The sequence below is a fragment of the Burkholderia sp. HI2761 genome, assembly GCF_002223355.1.
Classification (GTDB): domain Bacteria; phylum Pseudomonadota; class Gammaproteobacteria; order Burkholderiales; family Burkholderiaceae; genus Burkholderia.
In genome coordinates, this window is sequence record NZ_NKFN01000007.1 from 1,092,085 (window position 1) to 1,108,671 (window position 16,587).

15 protein-coding genes are annotated in these 16,587 nt (G+C 66.4%); 13 read left to right on the forward strand and 2 right to left on the reverse strand.

Annotated elements, in window-relative coordinates; genetic code table 11:
• Positions 1-340: 340 nt before the first annotated feature.
• From CFB46_RS22525 to CFB46_RS22540, 4 genes are all read left to right on the forward strand, one after another.
• On the forward strand, positions 341-1,114 hold the full coding sequence (locus CFB46_RS22525) for an ABC transporter substrate-binding protein (RefSeq protein WP_027782417.1): 774 nt from the start codon (positions 341-343) through the stop codon (positions 1,112-1,114).
• Positions 1,115-1,182: 68 nt separating this feature from the next.
• Positions 1,183-1,872, forward strand: coding sequence for an ABC transporter permease (locus tag CFB46_RS22530; protein ID WP_089501340.1), 690 nt, complete (start codon positions 1,183-1,185; stop codon positions 1,870-1,872).
• Positions 1,869-2,582, forward strand: a complete 714-nt coding sequence (locus tag CFB46_RS22535; RefSeq protein ID WP_089501341.1) for an ABC transporter permease — start codon at positions 1,869-1,871, stop codon at positions 2,580-2,582. Before CFB46_RS22530 ends, CFB46_RS22535 begins: the two co-directional genes overlap by 4 nt.
• A gap of 33 nt (positions 2,583-2,615) precedes the next feature.
• Complete coding sequence (locus CFB46_RS22540; RefSeq protein ID WP_006482526.1) at positions 2,616-3,383, forward strand: ABC transporter ATP-binding protein; 768 nt, start codon at positions 2,616-2,618, stop codon at positions 3,381-3,383.
• 76 nt (positions 3,384-3,459) lie between these two features.
• Here the strand turns inward: CFB46_RS22540 and CFB46_RS22545 are convergent, their stop codons facing one another.
• Positions 3,460-5,781, reverse strand: coding sequence for a PA14 domain-containing protein (locus tag CFB46_RS22545; RefSeq protein WP_089501342.1), 2,322 nt, complete (start codon positions 5,779-5,781; stop codon positions 3,460-3,462).
• Positions 5,782-6,152: 371 nt separating this feature from the next.
• Complete coding sequence (locus CFB46_RS22550) at positions 6,153-7,193, reverse strand: LacI family DNA-binding transcriptional regulator (protein WP_027782422.1); 1,041 nt, start codon at positions 7,191-7,193, stop codon at positions 6,153-6,155.
• A 314-nt stretch (positions 7,194-7,507) separates the two neighbouring features.
• Here CFB46_RS22550 and CFB46_RS22555 point away from each other — a divergent pair, with 314 nt between their 5' ends.
• The 9 genes from CFB46_RS22555 (at position 7,508) to CFB46_RS22590 (ending at position 16,572) form a co-directional block, all read left to right on the forward strand.
• Positions 7,508-8,425 (forward strand): aldose 1-epimerase, encoded by a 918-nt coding sequence (locus tag CFB46_RS22555; RefSeq protein WP_089501343.1) that lies wholly within the window; start codon positions 7,508-7,510, stop codon positions 8,423-8,425.
• Between the two features lie 133 nt (positions 8,426-8,558).
• Positions 8,559-9,587 (forward strand): ABC transporter substrate-binding protein, encoded by a 1,029-nt coding sequence (locus CFB46_RS22560; protein ID WP_080681277.1) that lies wholly within the window; start codon positions 8,559-8,561, stop codon positions 9,585-9,587.
• Between the two features lie 57 nt (positions 9,588-9,644).
• Positions 9,645-11,198, forward strand: a complete 1,554-nt coding sequence (locus CFB46_RS22565) for a sugar ABC transporter ATP-binding protein (protein ID WP_089501344.1) — start codon at positions 9,645-9,647, stop codon at positions 11,196-11,198.
• A gap of 33 nt (positions 11,199-11,231) precedes the next feature.
• Positions 11,232-12,209, forward strand: a complete 978-nt coding sequence (locus CFB46_RS22570; RefSeq protein WP_089501345.1) for an ABC transporter permease — start codon at positions 11,232-11,234, stop codon at positions 12,207-12,209.
• A 1-nt stretch (position 12,210) separates the two neighbouring features.
• On the forward strand, positions 12,211-13,206 hold the full coding sequence (locus tag CFB46_RS22575) for an ABC transporter permease (protein ID WP_089501346.1): 996 nt from the start codon (positions 12,211-12,213) through the stop codon (positions 13,204-13,206).
• Between the two features lie 346 nt (positions 13,207-13,552).
• Positions 13,553-13,690 carry an HHHH-motif protein gene (locus CFB46_RS36025; protein WP_174385987.1) on the forward strand — a complete coding sequence of 46 codons (138 nt, stop codon included), beginning with the start codon at positions 13,553-13,555 and terminating at the stop codon, positions 13,688-13,690.
• Between the two features lie 61 nt (positions 13,691-13,751).
• Positions 13,752-14,216: a DUF3761 domain-containing protein gene (locus CFB46_RS22580; RefSeq protein WP_027782428.1), complete on the forward strand. Its 465-nt coding sequence runs from the start codon at positions 13,752-13,754 to the stop codon at positions 14,214-14,216.
• A gap of 327 nt (positions 14,217-14,543) precedes the next feature.
• Complete coding sequence (locus CFB46_RS22585; RefSeq protein WP_089501347.1) at positions 14,544-15,794, forward strand: Crp/Fnr family transcriptional regulator; 1,251 nt, start codon at positions 14,544-14,546, stop codon at positions 15,792-15,794.
• Positions 15,795-15,807: 13 nt separating this feature from the next.
• Entirely contained in the window at positions 15,808-16,572 is a 765-nt protein-coding gene (locus tag CFB46_RS22590) for a flagellar motor protein (RefSeq protein WP_089501348.1), read from the forward strand.
• The last annotated feature ends 15 nt before the right edge of the window (positions 16,573-16,587 follow it).

Sequence of the window (16,587 nt, forward strand, 5' to 3'; positions counted from 1 at the left end):
AGTCCGGCTGCCGGCTTGTCGGACGCGAAACGGTTGCCGGCTGCCAACGTCACCGCCAAAAGCAGTCTAGACAAATCTGCGGCGTCCACCGTTGGGATGCGTACGCGTCGAGAAAGCCGTATTTCAGCTGGATGTAATCATTAATTAATTGAAAACTAAGGAAATTTCCGGCCCACGATATCAATCCGCCGACAATTAGTGATAAACACGGATTGCTGGCGATGCCCTGGAAAAGGCAAAGTTGTATGTACAACTTGGGGCGCCGTCGCGGGGATGGCGTGCCGGTTGGAAGGGTTCCCGGCGGGAGCCCGTTGCCCAGCTTGCCTCAGACAGGAACGTCATGAAGAAACTCGCGCTCAGTATTGCCCTAGCCTGCATCGCGGTCGGTGCCCATGCGAAGGATTGGTCGACGATCCGGTTCGGCGTCGACGCCAGCTATCCGCCGTTCGAATCGAAGGACGCAAGCGGCAAGGTGGTCGGCTTCGACGTCGATCTCGGCAACGAGATCTGCGCGCGCCTGAAGGCGAAATGCGTGTGGATCGAGAACGACTTCGACGGGATGATTCCGGCGCTGAAGGCGAAGAAGTTCGACGGTGTGCTGTCGTCGATGTCGATGACGCCGGCGCGCGCCGAGCAGATCGCGTTCTCCGACAAGCTGTTCAACACGCCGACGCGCCTCGTCGCGAAGAAGGGCGCGAACCTGCAGCCGACGGCCGAATCGCTGAAGGGCAAGTCGGTCGGCGTCGAGCAGGGCACCATCCAGGAAACCTACGCGAAGGCGTACTGGGCGCCGAAGGGCGTGCAGGTCGTGCCTTACCAGAACCAGGACGGCGTGTACCAGGACCTGATGTCGGGCCGCCTCGACGCGGCGCTGCAGGACGCGGTGCAGGCCGACATCGGCTTCCTGAAGACGCCGCGCGGCGCGAACTTCCAGTTCGCCGGCGGCGACATCGACGATCCGAAGACGCTCGGCAACGGCGCGGGCATCGGCCTGCGCAAGGACGACGCCGACCTGAAGGCGAAGCTCGACCACGCGATCGCCGACATCATCAAGGACGGCACGTACAAGAAGCTCGAGAAGAAGTACTTCGCGTTCGACGTCTACGGCGGCTGACGCTTTTGCGGCGCACGCGGCTCCGGTCGCGCTGCGCCGCTCGTTTTTCCGGATCGGGATACGCTGACATGATTTTCCAGGGATTTGGCCCGCTGCTGTGGGCCGGCACGGTCGAGACCGTGAAGCTCGCGGTGCTGTCGCTCGCCGCGTCGCTCGTGCTGGGGCTCGCTGGCGCGGCCGCAAAACTGTCGACCAACCGCATGCTCAAGGCGGTCGGCACCTTCTATACGACGCTGATCCGCGCGGTGCCGGATCTCGTGCTGATGCTGCTGCTGTTCTACGGGATCCAGATCCTGCTGAACAACGTGACCGACCTGCTCGGCTGGGACCAGATCGACATCGACCCGTTCGTGGCGGGCGTCGTGACGCTCGGCTTCATCTACGGCGCGTATTTCACCGAGACGTTTCGCGGCGCGTTCCTCGCGGTGCCGCGCGGCCAGCTCGAAGCGGGCTTCGCGTACGGGATGGGCGGCTGGCGCGTGTTCCGCCGCATCCTGTTCCCGCAGATGATGCGCTTCGCGCTGCCCGGCATCGGCAACAACTGGCAGGTGCTCGTGAAAGCCACCGCGCTCGTGTCGATCATCGGCCTCGCCGACATCGTCAAGGCGTCGCAGGACGCGGGCAAGAGCACGCTCGATTTCTTCTTCTTCACGCTGGCCGCGGGCGCGATCTACCTCGCGATCACGACGGTGTCCAACCTCGTGCTGCATCGTCTGGAGAAGCGTTATTCCGTCGGCGTCCGGAGGCTCGCACTGTGATCGAACTCGTCAGCCAGTACTGGCAAAGCTATCTGTACACCGACGGCTACCGCTTCAGCGGCCTCGCGATCACGCTGTGGCTGCTGGTCGTGTCGATCGTGCTCGGTTTCGCGCTGGCCGTGCCGCTCGCGATCGCGCGCGCATCGTCGAATCGCTGGATCTCGGGCCCCGTGTGGCTCTATACGTACGTGTTCCGCGGCACGCCGCTCTACGTGCAACTGCTGATGTGCTACACGGGCATCTACAGCCTGCAGGTGGTGCACAACCACGTGCTGCTCGACACGTTCTTCCGCAACGCGATGAACTGCACGCTGCTCGCGTTCGTGCTGAACGAATGCGCGTATGCGACGGAGATCTTCGCGGGCGCGATCAAGGCGACGTCGGCCGGCGAGGTCGAGGCCGGAATGGCCTATGGGATGTCGCGCTTCAAGCTGTATACGCGGATCATCCTGCCGTCCGCGCTGCGCCGCTCGCTGCCGAGCTACAGCAACGAAGTGATCCTGATGCTGCATGCGACCACGCTCGCGTTCACCGCGACCGTGCCCGACATCCTGAAGGTCACGCGCGACGTCAATTCGGCGACGTACATGTCGTTCCAGGCCTACGGCATCGCAGCCGTGCTGTACGCCGCCGTCGTGTTCACGCTCATCTGGGCGTTCCGCAAGCTGGAGACGCGCTGGCTCGCGTACCTCTCGCCGCGCGGCCATTAACGCATTCGCAAGATCAGCAAGGAAGGACCAAGCATGTACAAGCTCACCGTTGACAACCTGCACAAGAAATTCGGCGACAACGAGGTGTTGAAGGGCGTGTCGATGAAGGCGAAGGCCGGCGACGTGATCAGCATCATCGGCTCGAGCGGCTCCGGCAAGAGCACGTTCCTGCGCTGCATCAACTTCCTCGAGCAGCCATGCTCGGGGCAGATCACGATCGGCAGCGAGCCGATCCAGACCACGCGCGACCGCAACGGCTCGCTGCGCGTGGCCGACCAGAAGCAGCTGCAGCGGATGCGCACGAAGCTGTCGATGGTGTTCCAGCACTTCAACCTGTGGGCGCACATGACGGTGCTCGAGAACGTGATCGAGGCGCCGATGGCCGTGCTCGGCGTCGGCAAGGACGAGGCGATCGCGCGGGCGCGCAAGTATCTGGAGAAGGTCGGCCTTGCGCCGCGCGTCGAGGGCATGTATCCGTCGCACCTGTCGGGCGGCCAGCAGCAGCGCGTCGCGATTGCGCGCGCACTCGCGATGGAGCCGGAAGTGATGCTGTTCGACGAACCGACGTCGGCGCTCGATCCGGAACTCGTGGGCGAAGTGCTGAAGGTGATGCAGAAGCTCGCCGAGGAAGGCCGCACGATGGTGGTCGTCACGCACGAGATGGGCTTCGCGCGCAACGTGTCGAATCATGTGATCTTCCTGCATCAGGGGAAGATCGAGGAAGAAGGCGATCCGCAACAGATTCTCGTGAATCCGAAGAGCGAGCGGCTCGGGCAGTTTCTGTCGGGGCGGTTGAAGTAAACCCGCGTGCGGGCGGGGCGATGCATTAGCGCCCGTGACGCAGTTGCGGCTTCACGGGCGTTGATGCAGGTCATGCCTACTGTTGCGCGAGCGCGTCCGTCAACGGCCGCTGCGCGACCCGCACGAGATTGTCGCGGCTCGCACTCGGGCTCGACCATTGCAGGTGCATGCTGGCCGGCCCGCTCGCGTGCACGTACTCGACGCGGATCGGCACGTTCCGCTTCTGCGACAAGTGGATGCGGCCCTTCGCGGTCGCGAGCCCCGGCTGTTCCTTGTCGATCACCTTGCGGCCGTCGATCCACACGCGCGCGACGTTGTCGCTCGTCACGCTGAACGTGTAGTTGTCGGCCTTCGGAACGTCGAGCGCGCCGGTCCAGCGAATCGCATAGTTCGTCGCATTCATTCCCTTCGACGCATCGGGCGAATCGGTGCCGCGCTCGGTGTTCAGGTCGAAATCGACCAGCGGCGTGATCGACGAGAACACCGGCGTGGTGAACGTCGTGTCGTTGTAGTACGTCGCGTTCAGCACGCGCAGCCGTGAGCTGAACGCGCTCGCGAGCGCCTGCACCTCGGCCGTGCTCCACGGGTGGCCGTCGGGGTAGAGCGTTCCCTGGAACGGCGTCGCCGGCTCGACGGTTGCCGGCGCGGATGCCGTTTGCCCCCAGTGGAAGCGGGTGTTCGTGCGGCCGATCATCAGTTCCCACACGAGGAAGCCCGTCTTGCCGCCGTAGGTGGACGCGATGCCGGCCATCGTCTGGCCCGCCTGGCCGCCCGGCCAGCCGCGCTGCAGCGTTTCCGAGTTCAGGCTGTCGAGCAGGCTCGGCGGCAGCGAGTAGTCGGGCGTCGTCGCATTGATCGCGTACGGGTGGAACGCATGGAAGTCGGAGAAGTAATCGCCTTCCGGCTCCTGCACGTTCGGCGAATTGATCGGCTGCGTCGCGCCCGCGTTCAGGATCGCGATGCGCGCGTCGTTCATCATCAACGCGCGCGTCGGTTGCAGCGCGCCGTTGCCGCTGCAGCCGGGCTCGTTCATCGGCTCCCAGTACAGGATGCGCGGGTCGTTGCGGTGCGCGGACACGAAATCGGCGATGTAGTGCTGCAGGTCCTGCTTGTACGTGGTCGACGTGCCCGCCGCGATCGGCTGCAGGTACTGCTGCTCGACCGACTGCCCGGGCGACTGCACCCAGCGGCTGTTGTGCACGCCGAAGATCGGCGCGGGCTGCGGGCCGTACGCGGGATCGACGTGCCAGCAATCGTCGTAGAAGATCGGCGCGACCTTCAGCCCGTGGCGCGCGGCGATCTCGAGCAGGCTGTCGAACTTCGCGAGGAACGCGTCGCGGTCGTTGACCCAGTTCAGGTAGTGCAGGTACACGGTGATCGTGTTCATCCCGTAGGTCTGCGCGTAGTCGAGCTCGCGGTCGACGATCGCCGGATCGTAGTTCTGCCAGAAATCGATCGCGTTGACGGCATTCCACGGGTTGTACACGGCGCCCACCACGCGCGAGAAATCGTACGTTTTCGGCGCGACGTCCGGATAGCGGCTCACGGTCACGTTGCTGAACGCGACGCTCGCGCCGAAGCGGCGCAGCCCGAACGCGCCCGCGCGCAGCGCGGTCGTCAGGCCGCTCGTCGCGTCGTTGATGCTGATCACCTGCGTGCCGTCGACGAACACGTCGATCGCGTTGTTGCGCGTGACGACCTTCAGGTGGTGTGTGCTGACCGGCACGACCGCGGGCGCCGGGTAGTCGACGAAATCGGTCCAGTTGTTCTGCTCGCGGCCGACCTGCACCACGTGGCGCACCGCGTCGAGCCCGATGTAGTAGCCCGTCAGCGCATCGGTGCCGACCGACGGGTTCGTCACGTGGACGATGAAGCCCGCATTCGCGGTCGTCGCGCCCGGCGCCGGGGCGCCGATCGTCACGTCCGCTTCGTACGACGCGTGACCGTACGCCGGATGCTGCGCGTTGGTGACGAGCTTCGCGCCATCCGTGCTCGTGCCGTCGATCCGGATCGTGTTCGTGCCGCCGCTCGTCCAGGCCGGGCCGTACGTATCGAAATCGGCGAGCGTCAGCGTTTGCGTGTCGGTCGCGACGGGCGGCGCCGGCGGCGCATAAGGCGGCACGCCGCGCGACGACACGCGCAGCGCGGGCGTCGGCCCCGGCAGGCCGAGCGTGACGAGCTGGTTCGGGAAATGCGACGGGCCGCCGTGCCCCATGTTCATGAAATCGCCGGACGCGGCGGCGTTGACCGTGGCGGCACTGTCGCTGGATGCAGCATCGACGGACGCACGCGCGGCGAGTGCGGATGCCGACGGGGCGGACGAATCATCGCCGCCGCACGAGGCGAGCAATACGACGACCGCGAGCGCGGCGGGCTTGAGACGAGACGTGATAGTCATTCTGGACTCCGGATGAATGAGGAGAAGCGGACGACTGGTGACTCGATGCGGATGAAGCGGTGCCCCGACGGCAAGCGTCGCGGCACGGTGCGCGTGTGATGTGCGGACGGCACGGAGCGGGCAGCGCGGCGGGTTCGCGCGCAGTCGCTTCCGGTCACCGTCTCGTCGTGTTGCTGTGTGGTGGCACCGGGTTCTGCCCGATGCCGACGCAAGTATAGAAATGCTTTGAAATTATTACTAATAATTTAGTGATGGTGTTTACCCTGAAGCATGGCGCGATGGAGGGTAAGCAGCGGGCGAGCGCCGACCCGCGCGGGCGGCGCATGCGCCGCATCGCGTCGTGTGGGGTTTGGAAGGAGGCTGGGGCGTGCTTACGCGCTCGCCGATTGCGCGGCCGTCTCGACGGTCCGCACCGACCCGCGCTCGACCAGCGGCCCGTCGAGCTTGATCGCGCGGCGGCGCACGGGCATCCCGACCGCGCGGTTCTGTTCTTCCTGCAGCAGGATCTCGACCGCCCAGCGGCCCAGTTCGTAGTTCGGCAATACGATCGTCGACAGCGGCGGGTGCGTGTGTCGCGCGATTTCCTGGTCGTCGTAGCCGAGCACCGAAACGTCGTCGGGCACGCGCATCCCGAGATGCTTGACGGCCTCGATCGCGCCGATCGCCATCAGGTCGTTCGCGCAGAAGATCGCGGTGGGCGGGTGCGGCTCGCGCAGCAACGACAGCGTCTGCTCGAAGCCGGTGTCCGAGCCCCAGTCGCCGTCGCGCACGAGTTCCGGCGCGAACGGGATGTCGGCCGTGGCGAGCGCGGTGCGATAGCCTTTCAGGCGATCCTTCGCGGCGTCCTGCCACGGTTCGCCGTTGACGTAGCCGATGCGCCGGTGGCCCGCGCGCAGCAGGTATTCGGTCGCCGCATGGCCGCCCGCGACTTCGGCCGGCACGATCGACGACAGCCCGCTGTCCGTCGTATAGCAGTTGAGCAGCACGGCCGGCACGCGCAGCAGCTCGGCCGGCAGCGCGACCTTGCGCGTGTAGACGGTCGCATAGACGACGCCGAGCAGGTTCGGCATCGCGAGCACCGACTCGAGCACCTGACGCTCGATGTCGACGTTGCCGTGGGTCGAGTACACGGCGAGCAGCTTGCCGTTCGCGTAGGCCGCGTCGCGCGCGCCGTCGATATTGACGACCGGGTGCGGGCTCGTCGAGATTTCGTCGGCGAGATAGACGATCAGGTCGCGCTCGCCGCTGTGCGTCATCGTCACTTCGCGCGGCAGGAAGCGGTAGCCGAGTTCGTGCGCGATCTTCAGCACTTTTTCGCGCGTGGCGTCCGAGAACTTCGTGCCCGCCGCGTTGTTCAGCACGAGGGAGACGGTGGATTGCGACACGCCGGCAAGCTTGGCGATGTCGGTCATCGTGGGGCGACGTTGAGTAGAGCGTTTCACGGTAGGAGCGCGGTCCGGCCTCGGCAGGATAGGCAAATAAAATCGTTGATGAACAGCGGGTCGGATCAATCTGACCCGACGGTAACATCGGCCATTCGGGCCGGCAATCAAGCTTTACGCGTGCTGCGCCGGATACATGGATGTCGAGATAATAATATCAACAAATATTATTGACCACGCGGGCGGCGCCGTGCCATCCTTGGCCGCACATGCCCGCGGCCGGATGCTGCACGCCGGCCGGCGGGATCGTCAGCTTCATCCCGGGATGATCGATGCCGATGGGAATGCCCCGCCACACCGACCTGATCGAACTCGCCAGCGGGTCGACCCGCGTACGCGTCGCGCCGCGGGCCGGCGGATCGATCGCCGCGTACTACGACGACGCGCCGGACGGCCCGCAGCACTGGTTCCGCCCGACCTCCGACGCGGCGCTCGCGAGCGGCGATCCGCTGCGCTTCGCGAGCTTTCCGCTGTTTCCTTACTGCAACCGCATCCGCGACGCGAAGTTCGAATTCGACGGCCGCACGATCGACCTGTCCGGCCCGGACGATGCGTATCGCCATGCGCTGCACGGGCACGGCTGGCTGCGTCCGTGGCAGGTCGAGCGGCGCGACGACACGCAGGTCGACCTGCGCTTCGAACATCGCCCCGATACGGGCCGCGCTGGCGACTGGCCGTTCCATTACGAGGCGCGCCAGTCGATCCGGCTGGACGGCCCGGTGCTGTCGATCACGCTGTCCGCGCGCAACCTCGGCGCATCGCCGATGCCGTTCGGCATGGGCCATCACCCGTATTACCTGCGCACGCCGCACACCGTCGTGAAGGCGCACGTCGACGCGATGTGGCACGCCGACGCCGATGTGCTGCCCACCCACGTCGGCGATCATCCGGCCGTCGCCGCGCTGCGCGACGGGATGCCGGTCGATGCATTCGAGCTCGACAACAATTTCGTCGGCTGGACCCGCGAAGCCGCGGTGATCTGGCCGGAGCGCGGCCGGCGGATCGTGCTGCAGGCCGAGCAGCCGTTCGATCAGCTCGTCGTGTACGCCCCGTCGGGCGCCGACGCGCTGTGCGTCGAGCCCGTCACCAACACGACCGACAGCTTCAATGCGGCGGAGCCCGCGTCGCTCGTCGGCGGCTGCGTGCTGGCGCCGGGTGAGTCACTGCAGGCGACGTTGCGGTGGACGCCGGGCCCCGCCTGACGGGTTCGGCGGTACGGGATTATCCTGAGTCGGGCAGGCGATAATATCGAGTAATAATATTAATTCGTGACGCCGTCGCCGCGGGTGTGCCATGGGGCGCGGGCCGATCACGACATCACAACACTTGGAGACGATGATGCCGAGCCGTGCAAAGCTGCAACGTATCGTGGTGACGATGGGTGTGACGCTCGGATGCGTCGCGATCGCGCATGCGCAGGACAACGCGCAGAAGGTCGGCGCCAGTTCCGCGCAGACCTGCACGAATCCGAAGCCGGGCAGCGTGAAGCTGACCGATCTCGTGGTCGGTTTCTCGCAATCGGAGAACGAACAGAACCCGTTCCGCGCGACCGAAACCGCGTCGGTGCGCGCCGCGGCGAAGGCGGCGGGCGTCAAGCGGCTGCTGTATACGAATGCGAACGCGAACCAGGCGAAGCAGGTCGCCGATATCGAAAGCATGATCAACCAGGGCGCGCAGGCGCTGATCGTCGCGCCGAACGATTCGACCGGCCTGCAGCCCGCGCTCGCACAGGCGCGCGCGAAGGGCATTCCGGTCGTGACGATCGACCGCCAGACGGCCGGCACGCCGTGCCAGGATTTCATCACGTTCCTCGGTTCAGACTTCTTCCGGCAAGGGCAGCGTGCCGCGCAGGCGCTCGCCGATGCGACGGGCGGCAAGGCCACGATCGCCGAGATCCAGGGCGGCTACGGCAATACCGTCGAAAGTCAGCGCACCGACGGCTTCGCCGACGGCCTGAAGAAATTCCCGAACATGAAGATCGTCGCGTCGCAGACCGCGAACTGGTCGGCCACCGAAGCGCAGAAGGTGATGGAGCAGGTGCTGCTCGCGCATCCGGACGTGAACGCCGTCTATGCGCAGGCCGACACGATGGCGCTCGGTGCGATGACGGCGCTGCGGCAGGCCGGCAAGCAGCGCGGCGTGACGGTCGTGTCGATCGACGGCACCAAGGATTTCGTCACCGCGATCGCGAACGGCTCGGCCGCGGCGAGCGTCGAGACGAACCCGCGCTTCGGCCCGCTCGCGTTCAAGTCGCTCGAAGCGTGGTTCGCCGGCAAGCCGGTCGCGCAGAAGCAGATCATGGAAGACGCGCTGTACGACAAGGCGAACGCGAAGCATTCGCTCGAAGCGAACCTCGTCTACTGATCGGCCGGCACCGGCCGCCAACGGCTCAACCGCTCAACCGCGAACGCGAGGCGCGCGATGGACGCAACGCTTCCCGCCGGACCCGACGCCGACGGCGCCGACGGCAAACCGGTCGTGCTCGAGACGCACGGCGTCGGCAAGACGTTTGGCGTCGTGCGCGCGCTGACCGGCGTGTCGTTGTCGCTGCGTGCGGGCGAGGTACACGGACTGATGGGCGAGAACGGCGCCGGCAAGTCGACGCTGATCAAGATCCTCACCGGCTTTCACCAGCCGGATGCGGGCGAGATCCGCGTCGACGGCGTGCCCGTGTCGTTCGACAGCCCGCGTGCCGCGCAGCGCGCGGGCATCTGCGCGGTCTACCAGGAAATCAACCTGATTCCGGAACGCAGCGTGGCCGAGAACATCTTCCTCGGCCACGAGCCGCGCCGCTTCGGCCCGTGGATCGATCGCCGCGAGATGCGGGCACGCACCCGCGAGATCGTCGAGCGTTACGGGCTCGACGTCGACCCGGCCGACAAGGTCGGCTCGCTCGGGCTCGGCCAGCAGCAGATGGTGTCGATCGCGCGCGGCGTGTCGCTCGGCGCGCGCGTGCTGATTCTCGACGAGCCGACCTCCGCATTGAGCGGGGCGGAAGTCGAGGTGTTGTTCGGCGTCGTCGAGCAGTTGCGCGCGACGGGCATCGCGATCGTGCTCGTGAGCCATCGTCTGTCCGAGTGCTACCGCATGTGCGACCGGCTCACCGTGCTGCGCGACGGCGCGGTCGTACGCAGCGATACGCCCGACCGGCTGCCGCGCATGGCGCTGATTTCGGCGATGCTCGGCCGCGAAGTCGGCGCGCACGGCCCGCGCGAACAGGCGGAGGCGGCCGCCGCCGACACGACGCACGAGCCGGCGCTCGCCGTCGACCGGCTGCGCTGGGGCACGCGCCTGCGCGACGTGTCGTTCCGCGTCGCGCCGAAGGAGATCGTCGGGCTCGCGGGTTTGCTCGGCGCGGGCCGCACCGAGACGTTCAAGGCCGTGTTCGGCGCGCAGCAGCCGGATGGCGGTGCGGTGCGCGTCGGCGGCCACGCGCTCGACGGCGCGGACCCGGCGCGGGCGATTCGCGCGGGGCTCGCGTTCCTGTCCGAGGATCGCCGTTCGGAAGGTATTTTCTCGAAGCTGTCGGTGCGCGAGAACATCGTCGTGTGCGTGCTGCCGCGCATCGCACGCTTCGGCTTCATTTCCGTACGCAAGCAGGAGGCGCTCGTCGAGCGCTATATCCGCGAGCTGGGCATCAAGACGTCGCATGCGGGCGCGCCAATCTCCACGCTGTCCGGCGGCAACCAGCAGAAGGCGCTGATCGCGCGGTGCCTGTCGACCGAGCCGTCGGTGCTGCTGCTCGACGATCCGACGCGCGGCATCGACGTCGGCGCGAAGGCGGAGGTGCACGATCTCGTCAAACGGCTCGCCGACGAAGGGCTGGCGGTCGTCGCGACGTCGTCGGAGATGGAGGAACTGCTCGAGCTGGCCGACCGGCTCGTGATCCTGCATGAAGGCGCGACGAGCGGCGAATTGTCCACGCGCGGCGCGAGCCCCGACGACGTGACCGCCTTGCTCGCGAACCAGACGTGACGCGCCCGACATCGACCCGAGAATGAGGAAAGCGTGAATCTTGCCAACCTGATGAGCGAACCGGACCGAGCCCGCCGCACGTCGCGCCGCTCGCTGTTCGCGCATGCGCGCGACCACAGCGTGTATCTCGCGTTCGTCGCGCTCGCCGTCTTCAACCTGATCGTCACGCCCGGTTTCTCGAATCCGCTCGCCGCGCGCAGTCTGCTGTTCCAGGCCGCGCCGATCGTGCTGATCGCACTCGGGCAGAACCTCGCGATCGCCACGCGCGGGATCGACCTGTCGGTCGGCTCGGTGATGGCGCTGTCGAGCGCGATCATCGCCGTATGCTTGCCGTACGGCACCGGCGCGGCGTTCGCGGCGGCGATTGCAATCGGCCTCGCGGTCGGCCTGTTCAACGGCGGGCTCGTCGCGCGGCTCGGCATCGATCCGCTGATTTCCGGGCTGGCGTTGCTGGTCGCCGCGCGCGGGCTGGCGCAGGCGTTGCTCGGCGGCTCGCGTGTGAGCCTGCCACCGTCCGATGCGTTCGATTTCGTCGGCATCGGCACGTGCTTCGGGCTGCCGGTCGTGATGCTGATCGCGCTCGCGTGCGCGGCCATCGTGTTCTTCGTCGTGCGCAACACGACCTTCGGGCGCTACACGATTCTCGTCGGCGCGAGCCGCGATGCCGCGCATCTCGCCGGCGTGCCCGTGCGACGCACGCTGCTGGCGGTCTATGCGGCGAGCGGTGCATTGGCCGGGCTGGCCGGCCTGTTCGCCACCGCGCGGCTCGGCGCGGGCGATCCGAACTACGTCGGCGTGAACTTCGAACTCGATGCGATCGCCGCATCGGTGATCGGCGGCACGCCGCTGTCCGGCGGGCGCGTGTCGATCGTCGGCACCGTGTTCGGCGTGCTGCTGCTGCAACTGCTCGATGCCAGTTTCATCATGAACAACATCAGCTACACGTATGCGCAGATCCTGAAGGCCGCGTTCATCCTCGGCGCGCTGTACCTGCAACGCTCGGGAGCCTGACATGTCGACCGCGCCGATCTCTCCGCACACCGCGCAAGATGCAGGCCGCGCGCGTCGCGCGCAGTTCGTCCGGCTCGTGCAGGCGCGCGGTGCGATCGCGATCCTCGTGCTCGTGTGCCTGATCGCCGGCCGCGTGTTTCCGCATTTCCTGAGCGCACCGAACCTGCTCGATATCGTCGCGGCCGCCGCATTCGTCGCGCTGATCACGATCGGGCAGAGCTTCGTGATCATCCTCGGCGGGTTCGACCTGTCGGTCGGCTCGCTCGTCGGGCTCGGCACCGTGATCGCCGCGTATGCGGCGCCGTACGGTTGGGGCGCCGCGCTGGCCGCGCCCGTTTGCGTCGGGCTGATCGTCGGGCTCATGAACGGCTGGTTGATCGCATGCGCGCGGATGGCGCCGTTCATCGTCACGCTCGCCGCGCTGCTCGGGTTGAAAGGGCTGTCGCTCGTGCTCGCGAGCCAGGACATGCTGATCGCGAACCCCGGCTTCTTTGCGACGATCGCGAACGGCTCGCTGTTCGGCGTCCCCAATCTCGTATGGATCGTGCTCGTCGCGTATCTCGTCGCCGCGTTCGTGCTGAATCACACGCGCTACGGCGCGGGCGTGTTCGCGATCGGCGGCAACGAGGAGGCGGCGCGCATGCTCGGCGTGAACGTCGAAGGGCTCAAGGTCGTCACGTACGGGTTGAGCGGGGCGCTGGCGGGACTGGCCGGTGCGCTGCTGGCGTCGCGGCTCGATTCGGGGTTGCCGGGCGCCGGCAACAGCTACGAGCTGCAATCGATCGCGGCCGCGGTGATCGGCGGCGTGCTGCTGACGGGCGGCGTCGGCACGCTGTTCGGTCCGCTCGCGGGCGTGCTGCTGCTCGGCGTGATCGAGAACGTGATCAACCAGGTCGGCACGTTGAGCCCGTACTATCAGAATCTCGCGAGCGGGGCGTTCCTGCTGCTCGCGGTGATCGCGCAGACGCTGCTGACCGGCAAGCGGCGCAAGCGGTGACGTGCGCGATGCCGGTGCCGCCGCCGACGCTATGGGGCGGGGCCGGTGCATAGCGTGCCTCGTTAATGTATGTTTTCGACGAACCGCCTTCATTCAGGCGGTTTTTTATTGCTCTGCTGAATTCGCGACCTGCTTTCCGATGCGACGCGTTGCTTCGGATTTCAAGCGGTCGCGAAGCTGAAGAACCGGAAAGAAAAGAAAGACGTTCGTCAGCTTCGACCGTCGATTAACGATGCGATGTCAAAGATCGTCAATTGCGCGTGGGCGCGGTGCACGGTTCGTCGACACCCGGCGTTAAGGAGGTACCAGCCGGATCACCGGCTGACCTATCCGGGAGAGTTTCACCATGAACCGCATCGCGAAGATCCTGACGGCAACCGCACTGGCTTGCGCCGTGCTCGTGCCGGCACTGGCCGAAGCGCATTCGCACCGCGTGTGCCATTTCGATCATCACCACCACCGCGCGTGCCGCTGGGTGCGGTAATCGTGGTTTTCCCCGGGATGTCCCGGACGTTTTCATCATTCAGGCAAATCAGGAGAGGACCATGAAAAAGACGATGTTGATCGCCGCGCTGGTCGCCGGCATGGGTATGTCGATCGGTGCGTTCGCGCAGGTTCCGGCCAGCGCGCCGGCCGGCACGACCGGCCTGTGCAAGGACGGTTCGTTCTACTCGGGCGCATCGAAGAAGGGCGCTTGCGCCGGTCATAAAGGCGTGAAGACGTGGTACGGCGCATCGGCTGCAGCCGCGGCAAGCGCACCGGCCGCGGCGCCGGCAACGGCCGCTTCCGCTGCCCCGGCATCGGGCACCGCCCCCGCGAAGAGCGCGGCGGCGACCACGGCCGCAGCGCCGGGCGGCGGCGCGGGCAAGGTGTGGGCGAACGACACCACGAAGGTCTATCACTGCTCGACCGACAAGTACTACGGCAAGACGAAGCACGGCAGCTACATGTCGGAAGCCGACGCGAAGGCGAAGGGCTACCACGCATCGCACGGCAAGGCCTGCTCGTAAGCGGTTCGCGCGCGGTCGTCTCGCGCGCTGCCCGGGAACGATCGGGTTCACGCCCCGCCATTTCGGCGGGGCGTTTTAGTTTGTGCGGCCAGTGCGCAAGCGCGCGACGCTTTCAATTGCACGACCTGCGCGCGCATCGAAATGAATACCGCGATGTACCCACGCAATCCGCAAACGTTTTACCTTGATTTCGGTTAAGAACGAGGACGAATTCCCTAAAGGATGTTGCGCCCCCTGACGTAAACGAGTCACGGGGACGACTCGCGATCGCACGCTTCAGACAGGCGACGCGCAGTCCGCAATAACCAGCGCAGCAGGGGAACCGACTTGAATCGTCAGCAATCGTGGACGCGTACCGCGGCGCCCGGAGAAGTCATTTACTCGGAGGGCTTCGCGGGCGAGCCCGTCATCTTCCTGATCACCGACGGCAAGGTCGAGCTGTCCACGCGCTGCGACGACAAGCGCGTGATCGTCGCGACGCTCGGCCGCGGCGAGTTCTTCGGCGAATCGGCGCTGCTCGCGGCCGAACCGCGCGCGCATACCGCGAAGGCGCTTTCGTTCTGTCAGCTCACGGTCGTGCCGGCCGGCATGCTCGATGAAGAGATCGAGCGCGTGTCCGCGCTGCTGCGCCATATCGTGCGGACGATGATCCGCCGCGTGAAGCGCAAGGACGACCAGCTTGCGACCTATACCCATGCGGATTTCATGCCGGGCGTGCTGTCGTATGCGCACGTGCTGTCGCTGATGGCCGGCACCGATGCGCGCGAAACGGGCGACACGTGGGCGCGCCGGCCGATGCAGGCGCATGCGGCCGAAACCTCGGTGCCGCTCGCCGAAGTGATCCGCAAATGCCGCGCGATTGCCGGCCATTCGCGGCCGCACGTGCTCGCGATGCTGCGGCGCATGGAGAAGCTCAACCTCGTCACGATCGAAGCCGCGCAGGGCGACGTTGCCGGCGGCGCAACCGACTATGCGGCTTCGTCGGATGCGCGCCAGGTCGTCACGTTCGATGCCGCACGCGTGATCGACCGCGCGCAGCAGGTCGCCGATCACGATCTCGACCTGTCGATCAACAGCGAACTCGAACTCATCGAACTGGCCGATCTCGAATCGCTGATCGGCGTCGACAAGACGCTGCTGCTCAACAAGCTGTCGAACGGCGAGATCGCGGAAGAAGTGTTTGCGTTCCGCAAATCGAAGGTACTCAGCTACGTCGAACAAAAGGGCGTCGCATACTTTTCGCGCCGCAACGCGCGCCGCGGCGGCGACGTGCGCGCGCTCGAGGATCTCGTGTGGATCGACCAGCGCACGCTGTTCGACGTGGTCAGCGCGTTCGATACCTACGATCTCGCGAAGCTGATCGCGAACCTCGACGATCGCGCGGTGGCCGACAAGCTGTTTTCCGTGATGACCGAGGCGCGACGCAACGAGGTGTCGTGGGTGATGCGCCGCGAACTCAAGCTCGATCCGGTCGAGATCGAGGAGATCGAGCAGCGCGTGCTGGAGGCTGTACGTGCGGCGAAGGCGCCTGCGGCCGGTGCGACGTCCGTCGCGTCGACTTCATCGTCGGATGCGTGATACGGGGAGGCGTATGGATCTGTTGACCCTGGTCGGTGTGGTGCTGGGCGGCGCGGCGATCGTGTTCGGCTTCGCGCTGGAAGGCGGGCATTTCTCGATGCTGTTCCAGTTCGAGGCGCTCGTGATCGTGCTCGGCGGCACGCTCGGCGCGGTGATGATCCAGAACACGTGGGCGCGCTTCTTCGACGCGGTGAAGCAGTTGCGCCTCGCGTTCGTGCGGGCGCGCGAGGTCGATCGCAAGAACCTGTCCGATCTGCTCGAATGGGGCGACCGCGCGAAGCTCGACGGGTTGCTCGCGTTCGAATCGATGGACGTGAGCGGCATTCATCCGTTCGCGCGACGCGGGCTCGAACTGCTGGCGAACGGCGTGTCGACCGCGGTGCTCGAGGATGCGTTGCAGCGCGAACTCGATGCGTACGAACGCAGCCGCCTCGCTGCCGTGCGCGTGTGGCAGCAGGCCGGCGGCTATGCGCCGACCTTCGGCATTCTCGGCTCGGTGCTCGGGCTCGTGCAGGTGACGAGCCATATTCTCGAACCGGCGCAGCTCGGGCCGGGCATCGCGGTGGCGTTCGTCGCGACGCTGTACGGGCTCGCGTTTGCGAACCTCGTGTTCCTGCCGCTGTACGGCAAGCTGCGTGCGCAGATCGATAGCGAGATGCGGTTCCGCAAGCTGTATCTCGACGGCTTGCTCGCGATCTCGCGCAAGGAGTCGCCGCATACGATCGAGACGCGGTTGACCGGCGATGTGCGCGGGCGGGCGACGGAATCGCTCGCGTAAGGTCCGTGCGCTCGT

Excerpts from the sequence above, each read along its gene's own strand:
- CFB46_RS22525 (WP_027782417.1), top strand. The coding sequence starts at position 341 with ATGAAGAAACTCGCGCTCAGTATTGCCCTAGCCTGCATCGCGGTCGGT.
- CFB46_RS22530 (WP_089501340.1), top strand. The coding sequence starts at position 1,183 with ATGATTTTCCAGGGATTTGGCCCGCTGCTGTGGGCCGGCACGGTCGAG.
- CFB46_RS22540 (WP_006482526.1), top strand. The coding sequence starts at position 2,616 with ATGTACAAGCTCACCGTTGACAACCTGCACAAGAAATTCGGCGACAAC.
- CFB46_RS22545 (WP_089501342.1), bottom strand. The coding sequence starts at position 5,781 with ATGACTATCACGTCTCGTCTCAAGCCCGCCGCGCTCGCGGTCGTCGTA.
- CFB46_RS22550 (WP_027782422.1), bottom strand. The coding sequence starts at position 7,193 with ATGACCGACATCGCCAAGCTTGCCGGCGTGTCGCAATCCACCGTCTCC.
- CFB46_RS22555 (WP_089501343.1), top strand. The coding sequence starts at position 7,508 with ATGCCCCGCCACACCGACCTGATCGAACTCGCCAGCGGGTCGACCCGC.
- CFB46_RS22560 (WP_080681277.1), top strand. The coding sequence starts at position 8,559 with ATGATGCCGAGCCGTGCAAAGCTGCAACGTATCGTGGTGACGATGGGT.
- CFB46_RS22565 (WP_089501344.1), top strand. The coding sequence starts at position 9,645 with ATGGACGCAACGCTTCCCGCCGGACCCGACGCCGACGGCGCCGACGGC.
- CFB46_RS22575 (WP_089501346.1), top strand. The coding sequence starts at position 12,211 with ATGTCGACCGCGCCGATCTCTCCGCACACCGCGCAAGATGCAGGCCGC.
- CFB46_RS36025 (WP_174385987.1), top strand. The coding sequence starts at position 13,553 with ATGAACCGCATCGCGAAGATCCTGACGGCAACCGCACTGGCTTGCGCC.
- CFB46_RS22580 (WP_027782428.1), top strand. The coding sequence starts at position 13,752 with ATGAAAAAGACGATGTTGATCGCCGCGCTGGTCGCCGGCATGGGTATG.
- CFB46_RS22590 (WP_089501348.1), top strand. The coding sequence starts at position 15,808 with ATGGATCTGTTGACCCTGGTCGGTGTGGTGCTGGGCGGCGCGGCGATC.